The organism is Streptomyces sp. CB00455, assembly GCF_001905445.1.
Classification (GTDB): Bacteria; Actinomycetota; Actinomycetes; order Streptomycetales; family Streptomycetaceae; genus Streptomyces.
On the sequence record NZ_LIVQ01000003.1, the window covers coordinates 103,355 to 130,261 of the forward strand.

General features: G+C 71.7%; 21 protein-coding genes. 7 read left to right on the plus strand and 14 right to left on the minus strand.

Going from position 1 to position 26,907, the window contains the following annotated elements:
- Positions 1 to 51 precede the first annotated feature (51 nt).
- Positions 52 to 1,185 carry a hypothetical protein gene (locus AMK16_RS13095; protein WP_073914022.1) on the plus strand — a complete coding sequence of 378 codons (1,134 nt, stop codon included), beginning with the start codon at positions 52 to 54 and terminating at the stop codon, positions 1,183 to 1,185.
- 25 nt (positions 1,186 to 1,210) lie between these two features.
- Positions 1,211 to 2,179 (plus strand): COX15/CtaA family protein, encoded by a 969-nt coding sequence (locus AMK16_RS13100; protein WP_073915877.1) that lies wholly within the window; start codon positions 1,211 to 1,213, stop codon positions 2,177 to 2,179.
- 26 nt (positions 2,180 to 2,205) lie between these two features.
- Here AMK16_RS13100 and AMK16_RS13105 read toward each other — a convergent pair whose 3' ends face one another.
- The 3 genes from AMK16_RS13105 to AMK16_RS13115 form a co-directional block, all read right to left on the minus strand.
- On the minus strand, positions 2,206 to 3,333 hold the full coding sequence (locus AMK16_RS13105) for an amidohydrolase family protein (RefSeq protein WP_073914025.1): 1,128 nt from the start codon (positions 3,331 to 3,333) through the stop codon (positions 2,206 to 2,208).
- Positions 3,334 to 3,531: 198 nt separating this feature from the next.
- Positions 3,532 to 3,900 carry a hypothetical protein gene (locus tag AMK16_RS13110; protein WP_073914029.1) on the minus strand — a complete coding sequence of 123 codons (369 nt, stop codon included), beginning with the start codon at positions 3,898 to 3,900 and terminating at the stop codon, positions 3,532 to 3,534.
- Positions 3,901 to 3,915: 15 nt separating this feature from the next.
- Positions 3,916 to 4,863, minus strand: coding sequence for a heme o synthase (locus AMK16_RS13115; protein ID WP_073914032.1), 948 nt, complete (start codon positions 4,861 to 4,863; stop codon positions 3,916 to 3,918).
- A gap of 323 nt (positions 4,864 to 5,186) precedes the next feature.
- Here AMK16_RS13115 and tkt point away from each other — a divergent pair, with 323 nt between their 5' ends.
- The 5 genes from tkt (at position 5,187) to pgl (ending at position 12,060) form a co-directional block, all read left to right on the plus strand.
- Entirely contained in the window at positions 5,187 to 7,289 is a 2,103-nt protein-coding gene (gene tkt, locus AMK16_RS13120) for a transketolase (RefSeq protein ID WP_073914034.1), read from the plus strand.
- A gap of 35 nt (positions 7,290 to 7,324) precedes the next feature.
- Entirely contained in the window at positions 7,325 to 8,443 is a 1,119-nt protein-coding gene (gene tal / locus AMK16_RS13125) for a transaldolase (protein WP_073914037.1), read from the plus strand.
- Positions 8,444 to 8,445: 2 nt separating this feature from the next.
- On the plus strand, positions 8,446 to 9,975 hold the full coding sequence (gene zwf, locus AMK16_RS13130) for a glucose-6-phosphate dehydrogenase (RefSeq protein WP_199885452.1): 1,530 nt from the start codon (positions 8,446 to 8,448) through the stop codon (positions 9,973 to 9,975).
- Positions 9,972 to 11,048 carry a glucose-6-phosphate dehydrogenase assembly protein OpcA gene (gene opcA, locus AMK16_RS13135; protein ID WP_073914043.1) on the plus strand — a complete coding sequence of 359 codons (1,077 nt, stop codon included), beginning with the start codon at positions 9,972 to 9,974 and terminating at the stop codon, positions 11,046 to 11,048. Before zwf ends, opcA begins: the two co-directional genes overlap by 4 nt.
- A gap of 229 nt (positions 11,049 to 11,277) precedes the next feature.
- Entirely contained in the window at positions 11,278 to 12,060 is a 783-nt protein-coding gene (gene pgl, locus AMK16_RS13140) for a 6-phosphogluconolactonase (RefSeq protein ID WP_073914046.1), read from the plus strand.
- Between the two features lie 148 nt (positions 12,061 to 12,208).
- Here the strand turns inward: pgl and pgi are convergent, their stop codons facing one another.
- From pgi to uvrC, 11 genes are all read right to left on the minus strand, one after another.
- Positions 12,209 to 13,864: a glucose-6-phosphate isomerase gene (pgi, locus tag AMK16_RS13145; protein WP_073915882.1), complete on the minus strand. Its 1,656-nt coding sequence runs from the start codon at positions 13,862 to 13,864 to the stop codon at positions 12,209 to 12,211.
- A gap of 162 nt (positions 13,865 to 14,026) precedes the next feature.
- Positions 14,027 to 14,362, minus strand: coding sequence for an RNA polymerase-binding protein RbpA (locus tag AMK16_RS13150; RefSeq protein ID WP_007263454.1), 336 nt, complete (start codon positions 14,360 to 14,362; stop codon positions 14,027 to 14,029).
- A gap of 189 nt (positions 14,363 to 14,551) precedes the next feature.
- Positions 14,552 to 14,773, minus strand: a complete 222-nt coding sequence (secG, locus tag AMK16_RS13155; RefSeq protein ID WP_073914048.1) for a preprotein translocase subunit SecG — start codon at positions 14,771 to 14,773, stop codon at positions 14,552 to 14,554.
- Between the two features lie 131 nt (positions 14,774 to 14,904).
- Entirely contained in the window at positions 14,905 to 15,693 is a 789-nt protein-coding gene (gene tpiA / locus AMK16_RS13160; protein ID WP_073914051.1) for a triose-phosphate isomerase, read from the minus strand.
- Positions 15,694 to 15,699: 6 nt separating this feature from the next.
- Positions 15,700 to 16,911 carry a phosphoglycerate kinase gene (locus AMK16_RS13165; protein ID WP_073914053.1) on the minus strand — a complete coding sequence of 404 codons (1,212 nt, stop codon included), beginning with the start codon at positions 16,909 to 16,911 and terminating at the stop codon, positions 15,700 to 15,702.
- Positions 16,912 to 17,069: 158 nt separating this feature from the next.
- Positions 17,070 to 18,074, minus strand: a complete 1,005-nt coding sequence (gene gap, locus AMK16_RS13170; protein WP_073914055.1) for a type I glyceraldehyde-3-phosphate dehydrogenase — start codon at positions 18,072 to 18,074, stop codon at positions 17,070 to 17,072.
- A 231-nt stretch (positions 18,075 to 18,305) separates the two neighbouring features.
- Positions 18,306 to 21,272, minus strand: a complete 2,967-nt coding sequence (locus AMK16_RS13175; protein ID WP_073914058.1) for a M14 family metallopeptidase — start codon at positions 21,270 to 21,272, stop codon at positions 18,306 to 18,308.
- A 169-nt stretch (positions 21,273 to 21,441) separates the two neighbouring features.
- Positions 21,442 to 22,437: a DNA-binding protein WhiA gene (whiA, locus tag AMK16_RS13180; protein WP_073914061.1), complete on the minus strand. Its 996-nt coding sequence runs from the start codon at positions 22,435 to 22,437 to the stop codon at positions 21,442 to 21,444.
- Positions 22,428 to 23,483, minus strand: a complete 1,056-nt coding sequence (locus AMK16_RS13185) for a gluconeogenesis factor YvcK family protein (protein ID WP_073914063.1) — start codon at positions 23,481 to 23,483, stop codon at positions 22,428 to 22,430. The genes whiA and AMK16_RS13185 overlap by 10 nt, the downstream gene beginning before the upstream one ends.
- Positions 23,480 to 24,427, minus strand: coding sequence for an RNase adapter RapZ (gene rapZ / locus AMK16_RS13190; RefSeq protein ID WP_073914066.1), 948 nt, complete (start codon positions 24,425 to 24,427; stop codon positions 23,480 to 23,482). The genes AMK16_RS13185 and rapZ overlap by 4 nt, the downstream gene beginning before the upstream one ends.
- Positions 24,424 to 26,523: an excinuclease ABC subunit UvrC gene (gene uvrC, locus AMK16_RS13195; RefSeq protein WP_073914069.1), complete on the minus strand. Its 2,100-nt coding sequence runs from the start codon at positions 26,521 to 26,523 to the stop codon at positions 24,424 to 24,426. Before uvrC ends, rapZ begins: the two co-directional genes overlap by 4 nt.
- Positions 26,524 to 26,907 lie beyond the last annotated feature (384 nt).

Below are 26,907 nucleotides of genomic sequence, written 5' to 3' on the forward strand. Positions count from 1 at the left end.
CTTCACCGATGACAGCGTGCAGGCGTACGACCACGACGCCGGGGGGCGGACATGGCGGAGCGAGAGGCCGTGCTACGGCTGGACGAGCAGTGGGCACGCGTCCGCTCGGGAGCCGCGCACGCGCCGCCGCAGGAGCGCGAACGGCTGCTCGACGAGCTGATCGGCGCCCTGCGCACACGGCCCGACGACGCCGAGTGCACCGCGCTGCTCGGGCTGCGGCTCGCCGACCGGGCCGCCCTGCGCTTCGCCGAGGGGGACCGCGCGAGCGCCCTGGCCACGATCGAGGAGGGACTGCGCAGCTCCGAGCGGGCAGCTGCCTGCGCCCCCGAATTCGCGCGCTGGTACGCCCGCGGGCTGATCAACCACGGCGTGTGGCTGGCCTGGCCGCTGAGCGACGGGGACCGGCTGCCCCGGCACCCACTGGGCACCGCCGCCTCGCAGGGCCCGAGCGCCATGGAGCGGGCGGCCGGCGAGCGCGCCCTCGACCTGACCCGGGCCGCCGTCGAGGTGTGGGCGGGGCTCGACCAGGGTGATCCGGTCAACCGCAGGGGACTCGCCCAGGCCAAGGTCTTCCTCGGGGACCGGCTCGCCGAGCTCGGCCACGCCGAGGAGGCGGTGGCCTGGGCCGTGGACGCGGAGTGCGACTTCCGCCGGCAGCTGCTCGCGGAGCACGGCTCGCAGGCGTCGCAGGAGGCCGAGGAGGCCCTCGACCACATCGGACGGCAGCTGGAATTACGCCTGCGCTACCTGTCCTTCGACTCCCTGACCGCCCTGCGCGCGCGGGGGCTGCTGCCCGAGCGGCTGCTGCCGCAGGCCGTGGTGGCCGCCCGCGTCCAGGGCGTGGAGGAGGCCGGCATCGCCGCCGGGCTGCGGCTGGAAGCCGAGCAGGTGCGCACGATGCTGGAGGTCACCCCCTGGACCGCGGTGTGGCGGGTGGAGGTGCGCGGCCCCGACGGGGTGTGGGCCGCACTGGAACATCCGTGGCACAGCGCCACGGAGGTGAGGGACCGGACAGCGGCCGACGTGGGGGCCGAAGTGGTGCGCGGCTTCACGGAGTCGGCCGATCACCCGGGCCGCGGCCGCCCGTGGCGCATCCTCCTGTGGTGGCACCAGGAGGGCGACCCGGCCGGGGCCCGGTTCCGGCTGTCCGCGGGGGGCGACGCACCACCTGCCACCCCCTCGTGAAACTTTGCACAAGGCTCCGCTTACGATAGTGGCCGTGTTGAACCCCTTCGCATACATCGCCCGCCGCTGGACCCCGTCACCCCGGATCGTCCGGCGCGCCGCGTCCGCCGCGCTCCTGATGAGCGTGGTCATCGTCGTCACCGGCGGCGCGGTGCGGCTGACCGGTTCCGGTCTCGGCTGCGACACCTGGCCCAAGTGCACCGACGACAGCCTCGTCGCGACGCCCGCCCAGGGCTTCCACGGGGCCGTCGAGTTCGGCAACCGGATGCTCACCTACGTGCTCTGCGCGGCCGTGGGCTGGGGCATCCTCGCGGCACGCTCGGCCAAGCCGTGGCGGCACGTGCTGACGCGGCTCGGCTGGGTCCAGTTCGCCATCGTCATGGCCAACGCCGTACTGGGCGGCATCACCGTCATGACCGGCCTCAACCCCTACAGCGTCGCCGGGCACTTCCTGCTCGCCACCTCCCTGATCACGGTGACGACGGTGACCTGGCAGCGCACCCGGGAGGGCGACACCCCGCCCCGTCCGCGCGTGCCGGGCCCGGTGCGCACACTGTCGTGGGCGATGCTCGCGGTCACCTTCGTACTGATCGCGGCCGGCACCGTGGTGACCGGCTCCGGACCGCACGCCGGCGACAGCAGCGAGATCAGGCGGATGCCGTTCGACTGGGAGGCCACCGCCCACGTGCACGCCGTGGCGGCCTGGCTGGTGTGCGCCCTGGCCGTGGCCATGTGGCTGGTGCTGCGCGTGGCCGACGCCCCGGCCGACGCCCGGGCCCGCGCCCGCGACCTGCTGGTCGTGCTCCTCGCCCAGGGGGCCGTCGGCTACGTGCAGTTCCTCACCGATCTGCCCGAGCTGCTGGTCGCCGCCCACATGCTCGGCTCCTGCTTGGTGTGGATCTCGGTGCTCCGGGTCGCGCTGAGCCTGCGCGAACGGCCCGCCGACCAGGCCGGGGTCCCGGCCCAGGGCGACCCGCAGCTCACGGCCGTCTGAGGAACCGCCCGGCCCGGTCGCAGCACTCAGCTCCGTTCGTCCAGCCGGTAGACGCGGCGGGCATTGCCCGCCGCGACCATGGCGGCCACCCGTCCCGCGTCCCGCCAGGACCAGGACCCCTCGCCGACCCAGCCGGCCAGCACCCTGCCCAGCGCCTCCCGGAAGACCAGGGCGCCCACCGCGCGCAGCTCGGGCAACTGCCCGCCGCCGCTGGAGAACAACAGCTTCCCGAACGGCGCGATCTCCAGCACCTCGCCCAGGACCGCCGCGGCCCGCGCCCCCGTCTGCCCCGGCCCGGCGCCCGCGTCCGCGTAGACGTGCGGGAACGCCGCGGCGAGCTGGGCGGCGTGCCGGTGGTACGGGTACCCGCCCAGCAGCACCAGCCGCGTGCCCGCGCCGGCGGTGGCCCGTACGAATTCCGTCAGGAGCGCCGGGTCGGACCGGTCCGGGCGCCGCCCCGGCTCCGCCGCTCCCGCGCCGGTGTGCAGCTGGAGCGGCAGCCCCGACGCCACCGCGCTCCACATCAGGTGCCGCAGCAGTACCGGGTCCCGTACGGCCCCGCCCGGGCGCCGCCGGGCCAGCCAGCGGTCGGCCGCCCCGCGCACCTCGCCGGGATCGGGCGGCTCCGGGGCGTAGGCCAGGGTCGCCGGATGTCCCGAGGCCGCGCCGCAGGTGAAGGCCGTGGCACCGGTGGCGGCGTGGTGCACGGCCTGCGCGAGGTTGGCCAGGAAGGCGGCCACCGTGCCGGAGGTGTCCGCGGCCTGCTCGGCCAGGAGCTCCAGCCGGACCGCCTCGAAGGCGTCGGCGTCCCCGGCCAGGCCCAGCTCCTTGGGGCCGGTGAGGTCCCCGGGCACGCCGGTGTCGACCAGGTAGGCGGCGACCCGCGAGCCCCTCAGCAGCAGCCGCGCGGACTCGGCGGTGCCCAGCTCGCGCCGCCGGGCCAGGTAGCGGGCGGGGGTGGCGTGCGGCTCCAGCCCGAGCAGCGGCGGACACCAGCGGCGCACCGCGAAGCCGGTCTGGGTGTCGAAGAAGGTGGTACCGGCGGCGGGCGGACCCGCCGACCGGATCAGCTGGGCCTCGAAGGTGCCCAGGCCCAGCTCCGTACGGAGGAATCCGTGGCAGTACTGGTCCACCAGGGGCGGCGTTTCGATCATCCGGGCATCCCGTTGCGGACGTGAGGAAGGGGCTTCCACACGTCCTAACGGGTGCGCGGGGTGTGAGGTGTTGCTCGCGCTGTTGACCGACCGCCCCCCGCACGGGCGAGCGGGGCCCGGGAAATCCTTCCGCGGCAAGGACCGGCCGGGCTCCGGGGACCGCGGAGGGAAGGACCCGGGGGAGGCGGGCGGTGCAGGTCAGGCCGCCGGGTTCGCGGCTCCGCCGATCTGGATGCCGGCCATCCGCGTCCACTCGTAGGGTCCGGTGCGCACGCGTGCGGCGAACTCCCCGTCGAACTCCTCGTGGAGCGTCAGGCCGGCCTTTTCGGCGGCCAGCTGCGCCACGGGGAAGGCGGGGGCCACCAGGTCGCCCCACGCGCCGTCGGCGCCGACGAGGACGATGCGGGTGCCGGCCTGGCCGATGTGGGCCAGGTGGCCTTCGGCGCCGCCGTGCTCCCGGGCGAACGCGCCGATCTGGCGGGCGAGCCTGGCCGCCTTGCGGCCCTGCTTCTTGTCCTCGGCGCCGGTGGCCTGTGCGGTCTGTGCGGTATCTGCCATGGACAGCATGCTACCGGCGGGTAATCAACGGAGGAAGGGATCCACGGCGACCGCCACGAAGAGCAGCGACACATAGGTGATGGACCAGTGGAACAGGCGCATCTCCTTGAGCTTCGCGCCGGTCACGCCCGCCTTGGCGCGCGTATTCAGCCCGTGCGCCTCCCACAGCCACCAGCCGCCCGCGAGCAGCGCGACCGAGGTGTAGAACCAGCCGGTGTACCCCAGAGGGGTGAGCAGCAGCGAGACCGCGACCATCACCCAGCTGTAGAGGACGATCTGCCGGGAGACCGCCTTGTTGCCCGCCACGACGGGGAGCATCGGCACGCCGACCCGCGCGTAGTCGTCCTTCACCTTCATGGACAGCGGCCAGTAGTGCGGCGGCGTCCAGAAGAAGATGACGAGGAAGAGGATGACCGCGGCCCAGGAGACCTCGTTCTTGACGGCGGACCAGCCGATCAGCACCGGCATGCAGCCGGCGATGCCGCCCCAGACGATGTTCTGGGCGGTGCGCCGCTTCAGCAGCATCGTGTAGACGACGACGTAGAAGAGGAGCGCGCCGAGCGCGAGGGCGGCCGACAGCCAGTTGATCAGCAGGCCGAAGAAGAGGGTCGAGACCACCCCGAGGGTGATGCCGAAGACCAGGCACTCGCGGGGACTGACCATGCCGGTCACCAGCGGCCGCTGCGACGTCCGGTCCATCAGCGCGTCGATGTCGCGGTCGATGTACATGTTCAGCGCGTTGGCGCCGCCCGCGGAGAGGTAGCCGCCGAAGCAGGTCGCGAGGACCAGCCACAGCGACGGCACGCCCTGCTCGGCGAGGAACATCACCGGCACGGTCGTGATGAGCAGGAGCTCGATGATCCGCGGCTTCGTCAGTGCCACGAAAGCCATGGCCCGGGCCCCGAACGGCCGGTGACCGGGGCTCGTCCCGAGCACCCCCGCTGGACGGGATTCGACGGCCGTCACGCACACCCCTGAGAGAGAATCCAGCAAGCTCCGACCGGGAGCCCCCGATATGAAGGCCCGGCAAGGGCTTGCGCGTACCACGCCACTCTAGACGTTGCGCTTACCTCGCCCCGCGCGGGGGTCGGCTCGTGTTGGACCGGGCGGACCGGGCATACGAACCACGCAGGGCGGACGGGCCCCCTGGCGGGCAGGTGAACGCGGGCTGCCGACGTGGTGACGTACCGCGGGCACTCGAATAGCTGCACGCCGTGGCGGGGGTAGGCTCGGAATCGCGCCGGTGCACCGTTCGTCACCGGGAACAGACATGTGGAGAGGAGCCCTGACCCACGGTGAGCACCAAGCCGACCACCACAGAGCTCGAGTGGACCGAACTGGACCAGCGGGCCGTCGACACCGCCCGCATCCTGGCCGCTGACGCGGTCCAGAAGGTCGGAAACGGCCACCCCGGTACGGCGATGAGCCTGGCCCCCGCCGCGTACACCCTCTTCCAGAAGGTGATGCGGCACGACCCGTCGGACCCCGAGTGGGTCGGCCGCGACCGCTTCGTGCTCTCCGCGGGCCATTCGTCCCTCACGCTGTACACCCAGCTGTACCTCGCCGGTTTCGGGCTGGAGCTCGCGGACCTGGAGGCGTTCCGCACCTGGGGCTCCAAGACCCCGGGCCACCCGGAGTACGGCCACACCACCGGCGTGGAGACGACGACCGGCCCGCTGGGCCAGGGCGTCGCCAACGCGGTGGGCATGGCCATGGCCTCGCGCTACGAGCGCGGCCTGTTCGACCCCGAGGCCCCCGAGGGCACCTCGCCGTTCGACCACATGATCTACGCGATCGCGGGTGACGGCTGCCTTCAGGAGGGCATCTCCCACGAGGCGTCGGCGCTGGCCGGCCACCAGAAGCTCGGCAACCTGGTGCTGCTGTGGGACGACAACCACATCTCCATCGAGGGCGACACTGAGACGGCCGTCTCCGAGGACACCCTCAAGCGCTACGAGGCGTACGGCTGGCACGTGCAGCGCGTCGAGCAGCTGGAGAACGGCGACCTCGACCCGAAGGCACTGTTCGCCGCCCTCCAGGCCGCCAAGGCCGAGACCGGCCGGCCGTCCTTCATCGCCGCCCGCTCGATCATCGCCTGGCCGGCCCCGCACGCCCAGGGCACCGAGGCCGCGCACGGCTCGGCGCTCGGCGACGACGAGGTCGCGGCGACCAAGCGCGTGCTCGGCTTCGACCCGGAGAAGACCTTCGAGGTCGCCGACGAGGTCCTGACGCACACCCGCAAGGCGGTCGACCGCGGCCGCGAGGCCAAGGCCGCCTGGGAGAAGGACTTCTCCGCCTGGCGCACCGCCAATCCGCAGCGCGCGGCCGACTTCGACCGCATCAACGCCAACGAGCTGCCCGCGGGCTGGGAGGACGAGCTCCCCGCCTTCGAGACCGGCAAGGCCGTCGCCACGCGCGCCGCCTCCGGCAAGGTGCTGGAGGCCCTCGGCGCGGTCGTCCCGGAGCTGTGGGGCGGCTCGGCCGACCTGGCCGGCTCCAACAACACCACCATCGACAAGACCTCCTCGTTCCTGCCGGTGGGCAACCCGCTGCCGGAGGCCGACGCGTACGGCCGCACCATCCACTTCGGCATCCGCGAGCACGCCATGGCCGCGACCATGAACGGCATCGCCCTGCACGGCCACACCCGCATCTACGGCGGCACCTTCCTGGTGTTCTCCGACTACATGCGCAACGCCGTCCGCCTCTCCGCGCTGATGCACCTGCCGGTGACCTACGTGTGGACGCACGACTCCATCGGCCTCGGCGAGGACGGCCCCACGCACCAGCCGGTCGAGCACCTGGCCTCGCTGCGCGCCATCCCGGGCCTGAACGTGGTCCGCCCGGCCGACGCCAACGAGACCGCCATCGCGTGGCGCGAGATCATGAGGCGCCACACCAAGGTGTTCGGCAAGGGCGCCCCGCACGGGCTGGCGCTGACCCGCCAGGGCGTGCCGACGTACGACCGCAACGAGGACGCCGCCAAGGGCGGGTACGTGCTGTTCGACGCCGAGGGTCCCGAGGGCGAGGCCGTCGAGCCGCAGGTGCTCCTCATCGGCACCGGCTCCGAGGTCCAGCTCGCCGTCGCCGCGCGCGAGGCGCTGCAGGCCGAGGGCGTCCCGGCGCGCGTGGTCTCGATGCCGTCCGTCGAGTGGTTCGAGGAGCAGGACCAGGCGTACAAGGACAGCGTCCTGCCGCCGTCCGTGAAGGCCCGCGTGGCGGTCGAGGCGGGCATCGGCCTGACCTGGCACCGCTACGTCGGCGACGCGGGCCGGATCGTCTCGCTGGAGCACTTCGGTGCCTCGGCCGACGCCAAGGTGCTGTTCCGCGAGTTCGGTTTCACCCCCGAGGCCGTGACCGCGGCGGCCAGGGACTCCATCGCCGCCGCCGCGCGCTGACGCCGGTACAAGACCCAGTAGGAGATGCAATTCCCATGACAGACGCACTCAAGCGCCTCTCCGACGAAGGCGTGGCGATCTGGCTGGACGACCTGTCCCGCAAGCGCATCACGTCCGGCAACCTGGCGGAGCTCATCGACCAGTCGCACGTGGTCGGTGTCACCACCAACCCGTCGATCTTCCAGAAGGCGATCAGCGAGGGCGACGGCTACGACCAGCAGCTCGCCGACCTGGCGGTCCGCCGGGTCACCGTCGAGGAAGCCCTCCGCATGATCACGACGGCGGACGTCCGCGACGCCGCCGACATCCTGCGCCCGGTGTTCGACCGCACCGACGGCCAGGACGGCCGCGTGTCGATCGAGGTCGACCCGCGCCTGGCCCACAACACCGCGGCCACCGTCGCCGAGGCCAAGCAGCTGGCCTGGCTGGTGGACCGTCCGAACACGCTCATCAAGATCCCGGCGACCATGGGCGGCCTGCCCGCGATCTCCGAGGTCATCGGCCGGGGCATCAGCGTGAACGTGACGCTGATCTTCTCGCTGGAGCGCTACCGCGAGGTCATGGACGGGTACCTGACGGGCCTGGAGAAGGCCAAGGCCGCCGGCCTGGACCTCTCCGAGATCCACTCGGTCGCCTCCTTCTTCGTGTCCCGCGTGGACAGCGAGATCGACAAGCGCCTGGACGCCATCGGCACCGACGAGGCCAAGGCCCTGAAGGGCAAGGCGGCGCTCGCCAACGCCCGTCTGGCCTACCAGGCGTACGAGGAGGTCTTCTCCTCGGACCGCTGGGCCGCCCTGGAGCGTGTGGGCGCCAACAAGCAGCGTCCGCTGTGGGCCTCCACGGGCGTCAAGGACCCGGCGTACAAGGACACCCTGTACGTGGACGACCTGGTCGCGCCCAACACGGTGAACACCATGCCCGAGGCCACCCTGGAGGCCACCGCCGACCACGGGCAGATCACGGGCGACACCGTGCGCGGCTCCTACGAGCAGGCCCGCGCCGAGCTCGACGCGATCGCGAAGCTGGGCATTTCGTACGACGATGTGGTGCAGCAGCTGGAGGACGAGGGCGTCGAGAAGTTCGAGGCGTCCTGGAACGACCTGCTGAAGTCGACCGAGGCGGAGCTCGTGCGCCTGGCCCCCGCGGAGGACTGAGTATTTTGACGGTGATCGGAGCGAACCCGCTTCGTGACGCACAGGACCGGCGGCTCCCGCGCATCGCGGGGCCGTCCGGCCTGGTCATTTTCGGCGTCACGGGCGACCTGTCGCGCAAGAAGCTGATGCCTGCCGTCTACGACCTCGCCAACCGCGGCCTGCTGCCGCCGGGCTTCTCGCTGATCGGGTTCGCCCGTCGCGAGTGGCAGGACGAGGACTTCGCGCAGGAGGTCCACGACGCGGTCAAGGAGCACTCCCGCACGCCGTTTCGCGAGGAGGTCTGGCAGCAGCTCGTCCAGGGCTGCCGGTTCGTCCAGGGCGACTTCGACGACGACGAGGCCTTCGAGACGCTGAAGGCGACCATCGAGGAGCTGGACAAGGCGCAGGGCACGGGCGGCAACTTCGCCTTCTACCTGTCGGTCCCGCCGAAGTTCTTCCCCAAGGTGGTCCAGCAGCTCAAGGACCACGGTCTGGCGCAGAAGGAAGGCTCCTGGCGGCGCGCCGTCATCGAGAAGCCCTTCGGGCACGACCTGAAGAGCGCCGAGGAGCTCAACAAGGTCGTCCACGAGGTCTTCCCGCGTGACGAGGTCTTCCGGATCGACCACTACCTCGGCAAGGAGACCGTCCAGAACATCCTGGCGCTCCGCTTCGCCAACACCATGTTCGAGCCGATCTGGAACCGGTCGTACGTCGACCACGTACAGATCACCATGGCCGAGGACATCGGCATCGGCGGCCGGGCCGGGTACTACGACGGCATCGGCGCAGCCCGTGACGTCATCCAGAACCACCTGCTCCAGCTGCTCGCGCTGACCGCGATGGAGGAGCCCGGCTCCTTCCACCCCAAGGCGCTGGTGGCGGAGAAGCTCAAGGTCCTGACGGCGGTGCAGCTGCCCGAGGACCTGGGCAAGCACACCGTGCGCGGTCAGTACGCGGCCGCCTGGCAGGGCGGCGAGAAGGTCGTCGGGTACCTCGAAGAGGACGGCATCGACCCCAAGTCGAAGACCGACACCTACGCGGCCGTCCGCCTGGAGATCAACAACCGCCGCTGGGCGGGCGTCCCGTTCTACCTGCGCACGGGCAAGCGCCTGGGCCGCCGGGTGACCGAGATCGCGGTGGTCTTCAAGCGGGCCCCCTACCTGCCCTTCGAGTCGGGTGCGACCGAGGAGCTCGGGCAGAACGCCCTGGTCATCCGGGTCCAGCCGGACGAGGGCGTGACGGTCCGCTTCGGCTCCAAGGTTCCGGGCACCTCCATGGAGGTCCGGGACGTCACGATGGACTTCGCCTACGGCGAGTCCTTCACGGAGTCGAGCCCCGAGGCCTACGAGCGGCTCATCCTCGACGTGCTCCTCGGCGACGCGAACCTCTTCCCGCGCCACCAGGAGGTCGAGCTCTCCTGGAACATCCTCGACCCGATCGAGGAGTACTGGGACAAGCACGGCAAGCCCGCGCAGTACCCGGCGGGCACGTGGGGGCCGGTCGAGGCGGACGAGATGCTCGCACGAGACGGACGGAGCTGGCGCCGGCCATGAAGATCGACCTCACGGAGACCAACTCCAGCAAGATCAACGCCGCGATGGTGCAGGCGCGCCGGGACATCGGCACGCCGGCCATCGGCATGGTCCTCACGCTGGTGATCGTGACCGACGAGGAGAACGCGTACGACGCGCTCAAGTCGGCGAACGACGCGTCCCACGAACACCCTTCGCGGATCCTCGTCGTCATCAAGCGGGTCAGCCGCTCGCCGCGCAGCCGCCAGGGCGCCCGTCTCGACGCGGAGATCCGCGTCGGTGCGGACTCCGGCAGCGGCGAGACGGTGGTGCTCCGCCTGCACGGCGAACTGGTCGACCACGCCCAGTCGGTGGTTCTCCCCCTCCTGCTCCCGGACGCCCCCGTGGTCGTCTGGTGGCCGGAGCGTGCCCCCGCCGACCTGGCCGGTGACCCGCTGGGTGCGCTCGGGCAGCGCCGGATCTCGGACACGTACTCCTGCGAGGACCCGATCGGGGTGCTGGAGGCCCGGGCGACGGCCTACGCCCCCGGGGACACGGACCTGTCCTGGACCCGGATCACCCCGTGGCGCTCCATGCTGGCGGCCGCGCTGGACCAGCAGACCCGGACCCGCCCGGTCACCTCGGCGGTCGTCGAGGGCGAGGACGACAACCCGAGCTGCGAGCTGCTGGCCATGTGGCTGGCGGACCGTCTCGGCATCCCCGTCAAGCGGACCCTGTCGTCCGGTCCGGGCCTGACGGCCGTACGTCTGGAAACCGAGGACGGCGTGATCGTCCTGGACCGGGCGGACGGTTCGCTGGCCACGCTGTGCATGCCGGGGCAGCCCGACCGTGCGGTGGCGCTCAACCGCCGTGACACGGCCGAGCTGCTGGCGGAGGAGCTGCGCCGGCTGGACCCGGACAACACCTACGAGGCCGCGCTGAAGTTCGGCGTGGCGCAGCTGGAGGCCGCCCAGGCGGCAGGAGCCGCGCCCGCGGCGGCGAAGCCGGCCCCCGCCAAGGCGGCTCCGGCGAAGGGCGGGGCGGCCCCGGCCAAGGCCGAGGAGCGGGCGAACGCGCCCGCGCCGAAGCCGGCCAAGAAGACGGCGGCCAAGTAACGCCACCGCTGCGCCGAGTCTCCTCCCCCACCCCGCCCCCTCCCGAAACCGGGCTCCGCCCCGGACCCCGCCCTCAACCGCCGCCGGGCAGGCTGATGTCAGCCCGCCCGGCGTTCGAGGCGCGGGGCCCGGGCGGAGCCCCGGGAATGGGGGGTGAGGCGGAAGGCTCAGCGCGGCGGGTTCCGCACCCGCATCCCCCGCACTACCGAGAAGGTGGCATCGCATGGGTATGACGACTCCCCAGGTCGTCGTCCACCGGGACAAGGAGCTGATGGCCCAGGCCGCGGCGGCCCGGCTCATCACCAAGGTCGTGGACGCGCAGGCGGCCCGCGGCACCGCGTCCGTGGTCCTCACCGGAGGCCGCAACGGCAACGGGCTGCTCGCGGCGCTGGCCGCGGCCCCCGCGCGGGACGCGGTCGACTGGTCCCGGCTGGACCTGTGGTGGGGCGACGAGCGCTACGTCCCGGCGGACGACCCCGAGCGCAACCACACCCAGGCCCGTGCGGCCCTCCTGGACTCCGTCCCGGTGGATCCCGCCCGCGTACACGTCATGCCGGCCTCGGACGGCCCGTACGGGCCCGACGTGGACGCGGCGGCCGCGGCGTACGCGGCCGAGCTGGCGAAGGCGGCCGGTCCGGAGGACCACGGCCCGGTCCCGCGCTTCGACGTGCTGATGCTGGGCGTCGGCCCGGACACCCACGTGGCCTCCCTGTTCCCGGAGCACCCGGCGGCGCGGGAGACCGAGCGCACGGTCGTCGGCGTCCACGGCGCCCCCAAGCCCCCGCCCACCCGGATCTCCCTGACCCTCCCGGCGATCCGGGCGGCCCGTGAGGTCTGGCTGCTGGCGGCCGGCGAGGACAAGGCCGGGGCGGTCTCCATCGCCCTCGGCGGCGCCGGCGGGGTCCAGGCCCCGGCCGCGGCCGCCTACGGCCGCTCCCGCACCCTGTGGCTGCTGGACCGCGCGGCTGCGGCGAAGCTCCCGGCAGGGCTGTACCCTCCGCCGATCGCCTGACGCCACCGCGCCGGGCTTCCGCGGCGCCCCGGTGGCGCCCCCGTGGCGCTCCAAGCTCCCGCGGCGCTTCAAGCTCCCGCGGCGCCGGAGCCAACAAACCCGAAGGGCCTGCTCTCCCTGGAGAGCAGGCCCTTCGCGTGCGTGCGGATCAGCCGCGGCCGCGCAGCTCGCGGTAGGTGGCCACGAGGGCCTTCGTCGAGGCGTCCAGACCCGGTACGTCGGCGCCCTGCGTCAGCGCGGGTTCGATCCGCTTGGCGAGGACCTTGCCGAGCTCCACGCCCCACTGGTCGAAGGAGTCGATGTTCCACACCGCGCCCTGGACGAACACCTTGTGCTCGTAGAGCGCGATCAGCTGCCCCAGCACCGAGGGGGTGAGTTCGCGGGCCAGGATGGTGGTCGTCGGGTGGTTGCCCCGGAAGGTCTTGTGCGGGACCAGGGGCTCCGCGGCGCCCTCCTCCCGTACCTCCTGCGCCGTCTTGCCGAAGGCCAGCGCCTGCGTCTGCGCGAAGAAGTTCGCCATCAGCAGGTCGTGCTGGGCAGCCGTCGTGGGCTCCAGTTCGGCCACGGGGCGCGCGAATCCGATGAAGTCGGCGGGAATCGTCTTCGTCCCCTGGTGGATCAGCTGGTAGTACGCGTGCTGTCCGTTGGTGCCGGGCGTGCCCCAGACCACCGGGCCGGTCTGCCACTCGACCCGATCGCCCTGCCGGTCCACGGACTTGCCGTTGGACTCCATGTCCAGCTGCTGCAAGTAGGCGGTGAAGCGCGAGAGGTAGTGGCTGTACGGGAGCACGGCGTGGGACTGGGCGTCGAAGAAGTTGCCGTACCAGATGCCCAACAGGCCGAGCAGCAGCGGCGCGTTCTCCTCGGGCGGCGCCGTGCGGAAGTGCTCGTCCATGGAGTGGAAGCCGTCCAGCAGCTCCCGGAAGGCGTCGGGGCCGATCGCGATCATCAGCGAGAGCCCGATGGCCGAGTCGAAGGAGTAGCGTCCGCCGACCCAGTCCCAGAACTCGAACATGTTGGCCGCGTCGATGCCGAAGCCGGTGACCTTCTCGCCGTTGGTCGACAGGGCGACGAAGTGCCGTGCGACGGCGGCCTGATCGCCGCCGAGGCCCGTCAGCAGCCACTCGCGGGCCGAAGTGGCGTTGGTGATGGTCTCGATGGTGGTGAAGGTCTTGGAGGCGATGATGAACAGCGTCTCGGCCGGGTCCAGGTCCCGCACGGCCTCGTGCAGGTCCGCGCCGTCCACGTTGGACACGAAACGCAGGGTCAGATCGCGGTCGGCGAAGGCGCGCAGGGCCTCGTAGGCCATCGCCGGGCCGAGGTCGGAGCCGCCGATGCCGATGTTGACGACGTTCCTGATGCGTTTGCCGGTGGAGCCGGTCCACTCCCCCGACCTGACCTGGCCGCAGAAGGCCGCCATCTTGTCGAGGACGGCGTGCACGGCGGGGACGACGTTCTCGCCGTCCACCTCGACGACGGCGTCGGCCGGGGCGCGCAGGGCGGTGTGCAGGACCGCCCGGTCCTCGGTCGTGTTGATCTTCTCGCCGCGGAACATCGCGTCGCGCAGCGCGCTCACGCCCGTCGCCGCCGCCAGTTCGCGCAGCAGTCGCAGCGTCTCGTCCGTCACGAGGTGCTTCGAGTAGTCGATGTGCAGGTCCCCGACCCGCAGGGTGTAGTCGCTGCCCCGGCCGGGATTCTCCTCGAACAGCTCCCGCAGATGCTTCTGCCCGAACTCCTCCCGGTGCTTGCCGAGTGCAAGCCACTCGGGCATCCGGTTGAGCTTCGTGCCGCTGTCTGCCTTCATCTCGGACATCAACCCACTTCTTCCGTCCTGTCGTGCCCCGCCGAACTCCAACTTAAAGGATCAGAAGCGGGTGTGTCGGACAGGCGCTTCGGCGGCGGGGCAACGCGAAGGGCCCGGACCCGCAGGAGAAGGTTCCTGCGGGCCCGGGCCCCGTGTCACGGTTCAGATCTCGCCGCGGAGTTTGGCGAGGGCCTCGGCGAGGATCGCCTCGCCGTCGGCGTCCGTGCGCCGTTCCCGTACGTACGCCAGGTGCGTCTTGTACGGCTCGGTACGCGGCGGCGCCGGCGGGTTGTCCCGGTCCTGGCCGGCCGGGAACCCGCAGCGCGGGCAGTCCCAGGTGTCCGGCACCTGCGCGTCGCTGGCGAAGCTCGGCTGCGTCTCGTGCCCGTTCGAGCACCAGAAGGAGATGCGCAGGCGGGGCGCGGACTCGCCGCGCTCGGCCTCACCCATCGGCCCCGCTCCGACCCGGCTACCACGGATCGCGTTGCCACTTGCCACGGTCGTAACTCCCTGCGTGATGGTGCCGCGGAGCGTGAGTGGAATTCCGCCGCGGGCGCCCAAGTCTACGTAAGGCCCAACGCACGTCCAGCGAACGGAGTTACTCGTTCCGCACCGTGGACGCCGGACCTCATGATAGGCCGGGCGGGACCGACCGGGCGGCCGGAACGGCCAGAACGGCCGACTCCGCTACTTCATCAGAAGGCCGAGCGCCATGATGCAGGCGAACCACAGCAGACCGACGACGACCGTGATGCGGTCCAGGTTCCGCTCGGCCACGGAGGAGCCGCCCACGGAGGACTGCATGCCTCCGCCGAACATGTCGGAAAGGCCGCCGCCCTTGCCCTTGTGCATCAGCACGAGCAGCATCAGCAGGGCGCTGAAGACGATCAGGGCGATCGAGAACCCCATAATCACGGCTGATTCCTACTTTCTGGCTTTCCGGCTGTGCTGGATGTGCGCGGGGGCCGGCTGCTGGTGTCCAGCTGCCGGCCCCCGCAAGGGTACGACGGATCCGTCCTACCGCATACTCACTGCCGTGCCTACTGGTCGCGGAACCGGACGATCTTGACGAACTCGTCCGCGTCCAGTGCCGCGCCGCCGATCAGCGCGCCGTCGACGTCGGGCTGGGCCATGATCGCCGCGATGTTGCCGGACTTGACGGAGCCGCCGTACTGGATGCGGACCTTGTCGGCCAGCTCCTGCGAGTACAGCTCGGCGAGGCGGCCGCGGATCGCCCCGCAGACCTCCTGGGCGTCGTCGGGGGTGGCGACCTCGCCGGTCCCGATGGCCCAGACGGGCTCGTACGCGATCACGATGGACTCGACCTGCTCGGCCGGGACGTCCTTGAGGCCGCCGTCGACCTGGCTCAGCGTGTGCTCGACCTGCCGGCCGGCCTTGCGCACCTCCAGGCCCTCGCCGACGCACAGGATCGGGGTGAGCCCGTGCCGGTAGGCGGCCTTGACCTTGGCGTTGCAGAGCTCGTCGCTCTCGCCGTGGTACTGGCGGCGCTCGCTGTGGCCGACGGCCACGTACGTGCACTTCAGCTTCGCCAGCATCGATCCGGAGATCTCGCCGGTGTAGGCGCCGGTGTCGTGCGCCGAGAGGTCCTGCGCGCCGTACTTGATCTTCAGCTTGTCGCCGTCGATCAGGGTCTGCACCGACCGGAGGTCGGTGAAGGGCGCCAGGACGGCGACCTCGACGGCGTCGTAGTCCTTGTCGGCGAGCGCGAAGGCGAGCTTCTGGACGTGGGCGATGGCCTCGAGGTGGTTGAGGTTCATCTTCCAGTTGCCCGCCATCAGCGGGGTACGGCCGTTGTCAACTGCGGACATTGCGGGTCAGCCCTCCAGGGCGGCGAGGCCGGGGAGCGTCTTGCCCTCGAGGTATTCGAGGGAGGCGCCACCACCGGTGGAAATGTGGCCGAAAGCGTTCTCGTCGAAGCCGAGCGTGCGCACGGCCGCGGCCGAGTCGCCGCCTCCGACGACGGTGAAAGCGTGGCTGTCGACGAGGGCCTGTGCGATGGCCTTGGTGCCACCGGCGTAGTCGGGGTGCTCGAAGACGCCCACGGGACCGTTCCAGAAGACGGTCTCGGCATCGGTGATCTTCGACGCGTAGAGCTCGCGCGTCTTGGGGCCGATGTCCAGCCCCTCCTTGTCGGCAGGGATCTTGTCGGCGTCGACCGTGTCGTAGTCGGCCGGCGTCTTGCCCTTGAGGTCGGGGAAGTCCTTGGAGACCAGGACGTCCACGGGGAGCACCAGCTCGACGCCGGAGGCCTCGGCGCGCTGCATGTACTCGATGACGGTCGGGACCTGGTCCTCCTGGAGGAGGGAGATGCCGACCTCGTGGCCCTGGGCCTTGAGGAAGGTGTACGCCATGCCGCCGCCGATGAGGATGCGGTCGGCCTTGCCGAGCAGCTGGTCGATGACGGCCAGCTTGTCGGAGACCTTGGCGCCGCCGAGGACGACGACGTAGGGGCGCTTGACCTCGTCGGTCAGCTTCTTCAGGACGCCGACCTCGGTGGCGATGAGGTAGCCGGCCGCGTGCGGGAGGCGCGCCGGGAGGTCGAAGACCGAAGCGTGCTTGCGGTGGACGGCGCCGAAGCCGTCGCCGACGTACAGGTCGGCGAGCTCGGCGAGCCGGTCCGCGAAGGCGCCGCGCTCGGCGTCGTCCTTCGAGGTCTCACCGGCGTTGAAGCGCAGGTTCTCGATGACGGCCACCTGTCCGTCGGTGAGGGCCGCCACGGTCTCCTTGGCGGAGTCTCCGACGGTGTCGGTGGCGAACGTGACGTCCGCACCGAGCAGTTCGCCCAGGCGGGCGGCGGCCGGGGCGAGCGAGAACGCCGGGTCGGGGGCGCCCTTGGGGCGGCCCAGGTGCGAGGCCACGATGACGCGGGCGCCGGAGGCGGCGAGCTTCGCGATCGTGGGCTGGACGGCGCGGATGCGGCCGTCGTCGGTGATGGTGCCTTCGGCGAGCGGGACGTTGAGGTCCGCGCGGACGAAGACCCGCTTGCCCTTGACGCCTTCGGCGAGCAGTTCGTCGATCGTCTTCATGTGTTTCTTCTGCTCCTTTGAAGCCCTTCACCCGAAGGGCGAGGAAGGGAGGACGAGGCAAGCGACAGGGCCCGTGCGGCGCTTCGTCGCGCTGCCCGGACCCTGTGCTCACATCGTGGTGCCTTGCCTTCGGCCGCGTCTGACGACCCTGGGGATCCTTAGAGCTGGCCGCCGACGAAGACGGTCAGGTCGACGAGGCGGTTGGAGTAGCCCCACTCGTTGTCGTACCACCCGATGACCTTGACGCTCTTGCCCTGGACCATGGTCAGGGAGGAGTCGAAGGTGCAGGACGCCGGCCAGTTCACGATGTCGGAGGAGACGATCGCGTCCTCGGTGTAGTCGAGGATGCCCTTGAGCTGGCCCTCGGCCGCCTTCTGGAAGGCTGCGTTGACCTCGTCGCGGGTGACCTCGCGCTCCAGCTCGATGACCAGGTCGGTCACGGAGCCGGTCGGTACCGGGACGCGCATCGCGATGCCGTCGAGCTTGCCGGCGAGCTCGGGGATGACGAGCGCGGTCGCCTTGGCGGCGCCGGTGGTCGTCGGGATGATGTTCTCGGCGGCGGCGCGGGCGCGGCGCAGGTCCGAGTGCGGGAAGTCCAGGATGCGCTGGTCGTTCGTGTAGGCGTGGACCGTCGTCATCATGCCCTTGACGATGCCGAAGTTCTCCAGGAGGACCTTGGCCATCGGCGCCACGCAGTTGGTGGTGCAGGAGGCGTTGGAGATGACGTGGTGGTTCGCCGCCTCGTACTTGTCCTGGTTGACGCCCATCACGATCGTGATGTCCTCGTCCTTGGCCGGAGCCGAGATGAGGACCTTCTTCGCGCCCGCGGCGATGTGCTTCGCGGCGTCGGCCTTCTTGGTGAAGATGCCGGTCGACTCGATGACGATGTCGGCGCCCAGCTCGCCCCAGGGGAGGTTCGCGGGGTCGCGCTCGGCGAAGGTCTTGAAGGTGTTGCCGCCGACCGTGATGGTGTCCGCGGTGTGGGAGACCTCGGCCTTGAGGCGGCCCAGGATGGTGTCGTACTTGAGCAGGTGCACCAGGGTGGCGTTGTCAGTCAGGTCGTTGACACCGACGATCTCGATGTCCGCTCCCTGCTCCAGGAGCGCCCGGAAGTAGTTGCGGCCAATTCGGCCAAAACCGTTGATGCCTACGCGGATCGTCACGAACCGATCTCCTCGTTGGTGCGCCGGTCAGTGCGCCGGCGAGCTGTATGGGATGTCCCCGACCGCTTACGACCCTACCTCTCCGTGAGCTTGGGGGTGACATCGGCCGGGGCCTGACACTCCCCCTACTTCGCGGGGGGACCCCCTGCGGGCCCCGTGCCGGACGTGCCGGCACGGAGCCCCGGGGACCTGCGCCCCGTCACGCAGGGTGAATGGCGGCAGGGACGCTGGTCAGCGGTTCAGCGTGCGCAGCGCCTTACCGACGAGTACGGCGCGATCCGCCGCGGCCGGCAGGTGTTCCAGGCCGAAGCCCAGCAGGACGGTGTCACGCGTGGTGACGGCCGCGTAGGAGGTGAACAGCTCTCCGGTGCGGGACCAGTCACCCGGAACTTCGGGGCTTCCGGCGGGTCCGGCCTGTGCGGCCCAGGCCCCCAGGGAAGTCTCGAACCCCTCGACGGCCTGGTCGGCGCCGCCGGTCGAGAGGCGCGCGTCGTCCGCGAAGACGCCGCGGCCGCCCGAGCCCGGGTCGGTGATGTAGGAGAGCGCGACCTCGACTGTTTTGCCCGCGTAGGCGCTCAGGTCGAAGGAGACCTGCTTCCAGCCGCCGGAGGAGCCGGTGAAGCTGTTCCATGCCCCGCTGGTGCCCCGCGCGGTGCAGCCGCCGCCGTCCAGGGTGAGGTAGCGGCGCAGGAAGGGGTGGTCGTTGACGAGGAAGCCGGCGCCGCACTCCTGCGGCACGGCCGCACTGCTCAGGCCGCCCGTGTCCGCGAGGGTGGTCCAGTCGTCCCCGCCTGCCGTGTGCGCCTCCAGCGCCGCGTGGTCGTAGCCCTCCTCGGTGTTCCAGTTCAGGGCGAGCTTCAGCTGCGGCTTGTCCGCGGCGGTGACCTGGGTGAGGTCGATCGTGCGGACCAGCCGCTTCCAGTCGTCGTCGTCGTGGAGGGCGGAGGCCATCCAGCTGCCGGCGTAGGGGGCGTACGGGTTCACGACCCCGGCGAACTGACCCGCCGGTGCGCTTTTGAACTGCGGGAACTGCGCCGGGGCCAGGGTCTGGGAGGTGACGGTGTAGGACCCGGGGGCGTCGAGCGGGTTGCCCGCGGCGCCGCCGAGGCCGCCCTTGGCGCCGCTCAGGGCTCCGGCGCCGGTGAAGCCGGTCGCGCCGGCGACGGTCGTGCGGCCGTAGGCGCCGAGCCAGTACTGGCTGAAGTCGTTCGTCACGGCGCGGCCGACCTGGGCGTTGCCGCCGGCGAGCTCGCCGGCCTCGATCAGCTTTCCGCCCTCGTTCAGGAAGTCGCGGACCGCCAGCTGGGTGGCGCCGCCGGGGGACTTGGCCCCGGTGTAGTGGACGGCGGTACGGAAGTGGGAGAGGACTGCGAGGGGGTGCGGGGCGCCCTGGGTGGCGACGTCCCAGACCGCCGCGGTCCTGCCGTTGGCGCGCAGGGCGTCGACGTAGGTCTGGGCGTGCTGGGCCTTGGCCCCCTCCTCCGCGATCACCAGCACGTCCGCGCGCGGCCGCTCGGCCACCGTGTACGTGAAGTGCTCGCTGGAGACCTGCCGGCCGGAGCGGTCGCGGCCGGTGAACCAGACCTCGACCTTGTCGCCGGGCCGGGCGCCGTCCACCTCGGCCCGGTACTCGTCGAACCAGTTGTTGTCGTCGCCGCCGTAGACGTCACCGCCCTTCCATGCCTTGAGGTCCTCGTCGTGCGTGCGGCCGCCGTTGATCCGGAAGTTGAGCTCCTTGTCCTTCAGCGCCTTGCGGGCCGTGACGGAGACCGTCTGGTCCTCGCCGCGGGCGGCGTAGGAGGTGGTGAAGGGGTCCACGGTGAAGTCCGCGGCGCTCAGGCCGACGGAGGAGGCCGGCCGGTCCGGGTGCGCGGCGCTCTCGGCGACGGACAGGGCGAAGGGGACGTTCTTGGCGAACTCGGCCTGGACGAGTTTCTCGTCGTCCGGGAAGTTGAAGCCGGAGGGGCAGTCCTCGGGCTTCCACTGGTCGCCGGGGTCGCTCGCGGAGGCGGTCTGGCAGGTGGTCATCTCCGGCGTGAACATCATGACGCCGTTGACGTTGGAGGCGTGTCCGTCGGCCTCGCCGTTGGTGGTGTAGAGCTCGGAGGAGACCTGCGGGTAGTAGCCCGGGATCGCGGAGTGCTCCGGGGTGCCCGCGAGCGCCGTGTAGGCGACGTCGTCCGGGGTGGGGGTGGCCACCTGCCAGCCCACGCCGTAGAGCAGCAGCTCGGCGGCCGAGTGGTAGTTGACCGCGTACTCGAAGCCGATGCGCTTCTCGAACCGGTCGAGCGCGACGGTCTCCGGCTCGGAGGAGGCCCTGGGGCCGCGGTAGGTCTCGCTCGCCGGGTTGGGCGAGGAGCCCTCGTTGTCGTAGCCCCATTTGTAGGCGAAGTTGCGGTTGAGGTCGACGCCGTCGACGGCGGTGTGCCTGCCGTCCCCGTCGTTGTCGCGCATGTTCTTGCGCCAGAGCCGTTCGCCGTCCGGCGCGTGGGTGAAGTCGTAGCCGTCCGGGTTGGCCGAGAGCAGGAACCACAGCTCGGTGGAGTCCACCAGCTTGGTGATCCGCGGGTCCTTGCCGTAGTTGTCGAGGGTGTGGTGCATCAGCCGCCGGGTCATCTCGGGGGTGATCCACTCGCGGGCGTGCTGGTTGGACATGTAGAGCACGGACGGTTTGCCGCCGTCCTTGGTCTTCCCGGCGTCCTTGGTGACCTTGAGGGCGAGGATGTCCTTGCCCTGGACGGTCTTGCCGATGGAGACGACCTTGGTGAGCCCGGGGTTCTCCCGGGAGGTCCGCAGGATCTCCTCCTGGAGTCCGCCCTTGCCGCTGTACGGGCGGAACACCCCGTCGCCCGCGGCCTTGGCGCGGGCGAGGCCCTCGGCGGGCACCTTGCGCTCGGCGAGCTTGATGCCCTGGGCCGACAGCTGCCCGGCCTGACCGCCGGTCAGGAAGAGCTCGACCTTGGCGGCGCCGGCCGGCGGCGCCTGCTCGGCGAGTTCGCGGGAGTCCTGGCCGAGGGCGAGGACGAGCGGGATCTGTTCCCGGGTGACCTCGGCGTCGTAGACCCGGACCTCGTCGGCGGCGGGCGCGGTGCCCGCTGCGGAGCCGGGCCGGGCCTGGGCCGCCGCGGGCAGTGCGGTGAGTGTGGTTGCGAAGACGAGTGCGCTTGCGGCGAGGATCGATCTCGCGCGGTGCCTCATGTGCCCCCCTGGGCGTCGTCTGCCACGAAAGCGTTCGGACGACAGACTCAAGACCGGCCCATGCTCATGTCAATGGGGCCTACGGCAAAGGGACCCGTGCGAGTGATCGCGAGGGTCCCTTTGCCGGACACCGGGCGGCGCGACCCGGTGAACCTTTCCGGTCACGGCGCTAGCCGGCCATGTTGTCGGCCATCTCCTCGCTGAGGTCGAGGTTGGACTCCGTGCCGGGGATGCCGAGGTCCTGGGCCCGCTTGTCGGCCATGGCCAGCAGGCGCCGGATCCGCCCGGCGACGGCGTCCTTGGTCAGCGGCGGGTCGGCCAGTGCGCCGAGCTCCTCCAGGGATGCCTGCTTGTGCTCCATGCGCAGCCGGCCGGCCGCGGCGAGGTGCTCGGGGACCTCCTCGCCGAGGATCTCCAGCGCGCGCTGCACGCGGGCCCCGGCGGCCACCGCGGCCCGCGCCGAGCGGCGCAGGTTGGCGTCGTCGAAGTTGGCCAGGCGGTTGGCGGTGGCGCGCACCTCGCGCCGCATCCGCCGCTCCTCCCAGGCCAGCACCGACTCGTGGGCGCCGAGGCGGGTCAGCAGCGCGCCGATCGCGTCGCCGTCGCGGACCACCACGCGGTCGACGCCGCGCACCTCGCGCGCCTTCGCGGCGATGGAGAGCCTGCGGGCGGCGCCCACCAGGGCCAGGGCGGCCTCCGGGCCGGGGCAGGTGACCTCCAGCGAGGAGGACCGGCCCGGCTCGGTCAGCGAGCCGTGGGCCAGGAAGGCGCCGCGCCATGCCGCCTCGGCGTCACAGGTGGCCCCGGAGACCACTTGCGGCGGGAGACCGCGGATGGGCCGTCCGCGGCCGTCCACGAGGCCCGTCTGGCGGGCCAGCTGGTCGCCTCCGGCCACGACGCGGACCACGTAGCGGCTTCCGCGGCGCAGACCGCCGGGAGCCATCACCACCAGGTCCGAGGAATGGCCGAAGATCTCCAGGATGTCCTTGCGCAGGCGCCGGGCGGCGATCCCGGTGTCCAGCTCCGCCTCGATGACGATGCGGCCGCTCACCAGGTGCAGCCCGCCGGCGAACCGAAGGACCGCCGAGACCTCCGCCTTCCTGCAGCAGGTGCGGGTGACGGGCAGGCGAGAGATCTCATCCTTCACCGCGGGCGTCATCGCCATGGGCCGATCCTTCCGTGCATCCGAAAAATACGGTCGTACGCGGCGGCGAGCAGCTCCGGATCATGCTTCGGAGAGCCGTCCTGCCTGGCCACCGGCGCCAGCTCGACCGCGGCTCCGAACCGTTTTGCGGCATCGGCGAGCGACTCGCGGTCGGGCACGGCGGCCTCGTCGGCCAGCACCACGTCCAGGGCGAGTTTAGGGGCGTGTCGGGCCAAAACCTCCAAATGACGCTGCGGAGAGAAGCCCTCTGTTTCGCCGGGTTGCGGCGCGAGGTTCAGCGAGAGCACCCGCCGGGCCTTCGTCTCGACGAGCGCGTCGAGCAGTTCCGGCACCAGCAGGTGCGGGATCACCGAGGAGAACCAGGAGCCCGGACCGAGGACGACCCAGTCGGCGTCCAGCACGGCCGCGACGGCCTCCGGCACCGCCGGCGGATCGCCGGGCACGACCTGGACGGAGAGCACCTCGCCCGGCGTCAGCGCCACGGTGGCCTGGCCGCGGACGGTGTCCACGTCCTCGGGCCGGGCCGGATCGTGCCCCTTGACCAGGGCCTGGAGCTCCAGCGGCACCGCGGACATGGGCAGGACCCGCCCCTGCGCCCCGAGCAGCGTGCCGACGAGGTCGAGGGCCTGGACGGGGTCGCCGAGCTGTTCCCACAGGGCGACGATCAGCAGGTTGCCGACCGCGTGCCCGTGCAGGTCGCCCTGGGACTGGAAGCGGTGCTGGATGACGCGGGCCCAGGTCTGGCCCCAGTCGTCGTCGCCGCACAGCGCGGCCAGCGCCTTGCGCAGGTCGCCGGGCGGCAGCACGCCGAGCTCCTCGCGCAGCCGGCCGCTGGAGCCGCCGTCGTCGGCGACGGTGACCACGGCGGTGAGGTCACCGGTGATCCGGCGCAGGGCCGCGAGGGAGGCCGACAGTCCTTGTCCGCCGCCGAGTGCGACTACCTTGGGCGCGGTGCCGCGCCGGCGGCCCGGACGTCCCGCGCCGTCCTCGCCCCGTCCGGGGGTCAGGCGGCGCAGGCGGCTCAGCCGCGGGGTCCGTGCGGTCACTCGCGCCCCATGTCCCGGTGGACTACGACGGTCTCGACTCCCTCGGAGGCAAGGCGGGCGGCGAGCTTCTCGGACATGGCCACGCTGCGGTGCTTGCCGCCCGTGCACCCGACCGCGATGGTCACGTACCGCTTGCCCTCGCGGCGGTAGCCGGTGGCGATGAGCTGGAGCAGCTCGGTGTAGCGGTCGAGGAACTCCTTGGCGCCGCTCTGGCTGAAGACGTACCCCGACACCTCCTCGTTGAGCCCGGTGAAGGGGCGCAGCTCGGGCACCCAGTGCGGGTTGGGGATGAAGCGGCAGTCGACGACGAGGTCGGCGTCGACGGGGAGGCCGTATTTGTAGCCGAAGGACATGACGGTGGCCCGCAGCTCGGGCTCCTCGTCCCCGGCGAACTGGGCGTCCATCTTGGCGCGCAGCTCGTGCACGTTCAGGCTGGAGGTGTCGATGACGAGGTCGGCGTCGCCGCGCAGTTCGCGCAGCAGGTCGCGCTCGGCGGCGATGCCGTCGGTGATGCGCCCCTCGCCCTGGAGCGGGTGGGGGCGGCGGACGGATTCGAACCGGCGGACCAGTGCGTCGTCGGAGGACTCCAGGAAGACGATGCGGCGGGTGACGCCGCGGCTGTCGAGGTCGGCGAGGGACTCCCGCAGGGCGTCGAAGAACTGCCGGCCGCGGACGTCGACGACGACGGCGATGCGCGCCACGTTCCCCTGCGAGCGGGCGCCGAGCTCCACCATCGTGGGGATCAGGGCCGGCGGGAGGTTGTCGACGACGAACCAGCCGAGGTCCTCCAGACACTTGGCCGCCGTGCTGCGGCCGGCCCCGGACATTCCGGAGATGATCACCAGCTCGGGGATGGCCGCCTCGGCGGTCTCTCCGGGCTCCACTGTCGTGCCCGTACTCACCTGTGCTCCGTCTCGGTCGTGCGTGGTCTCGTGCTCGGTCATTGCTCGGTCCCCCGTTCGGACGATGCTCCCGCGGGCGCGGGGGTCTCATCCTCAATGATCTCTCCTGTGGCCATGTTGACGGCAGGACCACCGGGAACCACCCGGGCGAGGGCCGCAGCCACGGTCTCGGCCGTCTTGCGGCCTATGCCCGGGACCTCGCAGATCTGGTCGATTGTCGCCTGCCGGAGCTTCTTCACCGAACCGAAGTGCTTGAGCAGGGCCAGTTTGCGGCTCTCCCCGAGGCCGGCGACCTCGTCGAGCGGCCCGGCCTTCAGACGCTTGCCGCGCTTGTTGCGCTGGTACCGGATGGCGAAGCGGTGGGCCTCGTCACGGACCCGCTGGAGCAGGTAGAGGCCCTCGCTGCTGCGGGGGAGCACGACCGGGTCGTCCTCGCCCGGCAGCCAGACCTCCTCCAGGCGCTTGGCCAGGCCGCACACCGCCACGTCGTCGATGCCGAGCTCTTCGAGGGCCCGCTTGGCGGCGGCGACCTGCGGCTGGCCGCCGTCGACCACGACGAGCTGCGGGGGGTAGGCGAAGCGGCGGGGGCGCCCGTCGCCCTCGGCCGGCCCGCCGGCGCCGTCGATGCCGTCCACGCCGTCGATACCGGTGGCACTGGCGGTCCCGTCAGCGCTGGCGGTCCAGGCGGCGTTGGCGGTCCCGTCGGAGCCGTTCTCGGGGGACCACTCCCCCGTCTTCAGCTTCTCCTGGAGGTAGCGGCGAAAGCGCCGGGAGACCACCTCGTGCATGGACCGGACGTCGTCCTGCCCCTCGAAGGTCTTGATCTGGAACCGCCGGTACTCGCTCTTGCGGGCGAGGCCGTCCTCGAAGACGACCATGGAGGCCACCACGTCGTCGCCCTGCAGGTGCGAGATGTCGAAGCACTCGATGCGCAGCGGGGCGCCGTCCAGCCCCAGGGCCTCGGCGATCTCCTCCAGCGCCCGGGAGCGGGTGGTCAGATCGCTGGCGCGCTTGGTCTTGTGCAGGGCGAGGGACTGCAGGGCGTTGCGGTGGACGGTCTCCATGAGGGCCTTCTTGTCGCCGCGCTGCGGGATGCGCAGGCTGACGTGGGACCCGCGGCGCCCGGCCAGCCACTGGCTCAGGGCCGGGGTGTCCTCGGGGAGCGCCGGGACCAGCACCTCCTTGGGGACCGCCTCGCCGGACTCCTCGCCGTAGAGCTGCTGGAGCGCGTGCTCGACCAGCCCGGCGGTGTCGACGGCCTCGACCTTGTCGGTGACCCAGCCGCGCTGGCCGCGGACCCGGCCACCGCGGACGTGGAAGATCTGCACGGCGGCTTCGAGTTCGTCCTCGGCGACCGCGATCAGGTCGGCGTCGGTGGCGTCGGCCAGCACGACGGCGTTCTTCTCCATGGCCCGGCGCAGCGCCCCGATGTCGTCGCGGAGGCGGGCGGCCTTCTCGTACTCCATGTCCTCGGCGGCGTGCCGCATCTGCTGTTCGAGGCGGGAGAGGTAGGTGCCGGTGCGGCCGGCCATGAAGTCGCAGAAGTCCTCGGCCAGTTCGCGGTGCTCCTCGGGGGTGACCCGGCCGACGCAGGGCGCGGAGCACTTGCCGATGTAGCCGAGCAGGCAGGGGCGGCCGATCTGCTCGGAGCGCTTGAACACTCCGGCGGAGCAGGTGCGGACGGGGAACACCCGCAGCATGAGGTCGACGGTCTCGCGGATGGCCCAGGCGTGCCCGTAGGGACCGAAGTAGCGCACGCCCTTCTTCTTGGGGCCGCGCATGACCTGGACCCGCGGGTACTCCTCGTTGAGGGTGACGGCGAGGGAGGGGTAGCTCTTGTCGTCGCGGTACTTGACGTTGAACCGCGGGTCGTACTCCTTGATCCAGGTGTACTCCAGCTGGAGCGCCTCGACCTCGGTGGAGACGACCGTCCACTCGACGGAGGCGGCCGTCGTGACCATGGTGGCGGTACGGGGGTGCAGGCCGGCGATGTCCTGGAAGTAACTGGCCAGGCGCTGGCGCAGGCTCTTGGCCTTCCCGACGTAGATCACCCGGTGGTGCTCGTCGCGGAACTTGTAGACCCCCGGGGACTCGGGGATCTGGCCCGGCTCGGGGCGGTAGCTGGAAGGGTCGGCCATGCCAACCACCCTACTTGCGCGGTCCGACAACCCCCCGCACCCGCCCCCTGCCGGCCCGCACCCGGGGCGGGGCCGGGGGCAGGGCGGGGCCGGGGGCAGGGCGGGGCCGGGGGCAGGGCGGCGCCGGGGGCAGGGCGGCGCCGGGGGCAGGGCGGCGCCGGGGGTGAAGCCCGGCGGGGAGCCTGAGGGCGGGGACTGAGGGCGGCCCGGGGCAGGGCCTGAGGGCGGCTCGGGGCAGGGCTTGGGGCGAGGCCCGGCGTAAAGCAGGGGGCCCGGAGTGAAGCAGGAGGTACCCGGCGTGCAGCCCGGCGTGGAGATTGGGCCAGGGTCGGAGTCAAGCCCGGGGGTCAAGCCCGAGGGCAGGGCCGGCGTGGAGCCCAGGGC

What these genes read in the sequence shown, in the direction of transcription:
- AMK16_RS13095 (WP_073914022.1), top strand. Translation starts at nt 52, where the DNA reads ATGGCGGAGCGAGAGGCCGTGCTACGGCTGGACGAGCAGTGGGCACGC.
- AMK16_RS13105 (WP_073914025.1), bottom strand. Translation starts at nt 3,333, where the DNA reads ATGATCGAAACGCCGCCCCTGGTGGACCAGTACTGCCACGGATTCCTC.
- AMK16_RS13110 (WP_073914029.1), bottom strand. Translation starts at nt 3,900, where the DNA reads ATGCTGTCCATGGCAGATACCGCACAGACCGCACAGGCCACCGGCGCC.
- tal (WP_073914037.1), top strand. Translation starts at nt 7,325, where the DNA reads ATGACAGACGCACTCAAGCGCCTCTCCGACGAAGGCGTGGCGATCTGG.
- opcA (WP_073914043.1), top strand. Translation starts at nt 9,972, where the DNA reads ATGAAGATCGACCTCACGGAGACCAACTCCAGCAAGATCAACGCCGCG.
- pgl (WP_073914046.1), top strand. Translation starts at nt 11,278, where the DNA reads ATGACGACTCCCCAGGTCGTCGTCCACCGGGACAAGGAGCTGATGGCC.
- pgi (WP_073915882.1), bottom strand. Translation starts at nt 13,864, where the DNA reads ATGAAGGCAGACAGCGGCACGAAGCTCAACCGGATGCCCGAGTGGCTT.
- secG (WP_073914048.1), bottom strand. Translation starts at nt 14,773, where the DNA reads ATGGGGTTCTCGATCGCCCTGATCGTCTTCAGCGCCCTGCTGATGCTG.
- tpiA (WP_073914051.1), bottom strand. Translation starts at nt 15,693, where the DNA reads ATGTCCGCAGTTGACAACGGCCGTACCCCGCTGATGGCGGGCAACTGG.
- AMK16_RS13165 (WP_073914053.1), bottom strand. Translation starts at nt 16,911, where the DNA reads ATGAAGACGATCGACGAACTGCTCGCCGAAGGCGTCAAGGGCAAGCGG.
- AMK16_RS13175 (WP_073914058.1), bottom strand. Translation starts at nt 21,272, where the DNA reads ATGAGGCACCGCGCGAGATCGATCCTCGCCGCAAGCGCACTCGTCTTC.
- whiA (WP_073914061.1), bottom strand. Translation starts at nt 22,437, where the DNA reads ATGGCGATGACGCCCGCGGTGAAGGATGAGATCTCTCGCCTGCCCGTC.
- rapZ (WP_073914066.1), bottom strand. Translation starts at nt 24,427, where the DNA reads ATGACCGAGCACGAGACCACGCACGACCGAGACGGAGCACAGGTGAGT.
- uvrC (WP_073914069.1), bottom strand. Translation starts at nt 26,523, where the DNA reads ATGGCCGACCCTTCCAGCTACCGCCCCGAGCCGGGCCAGATCCCCGAG.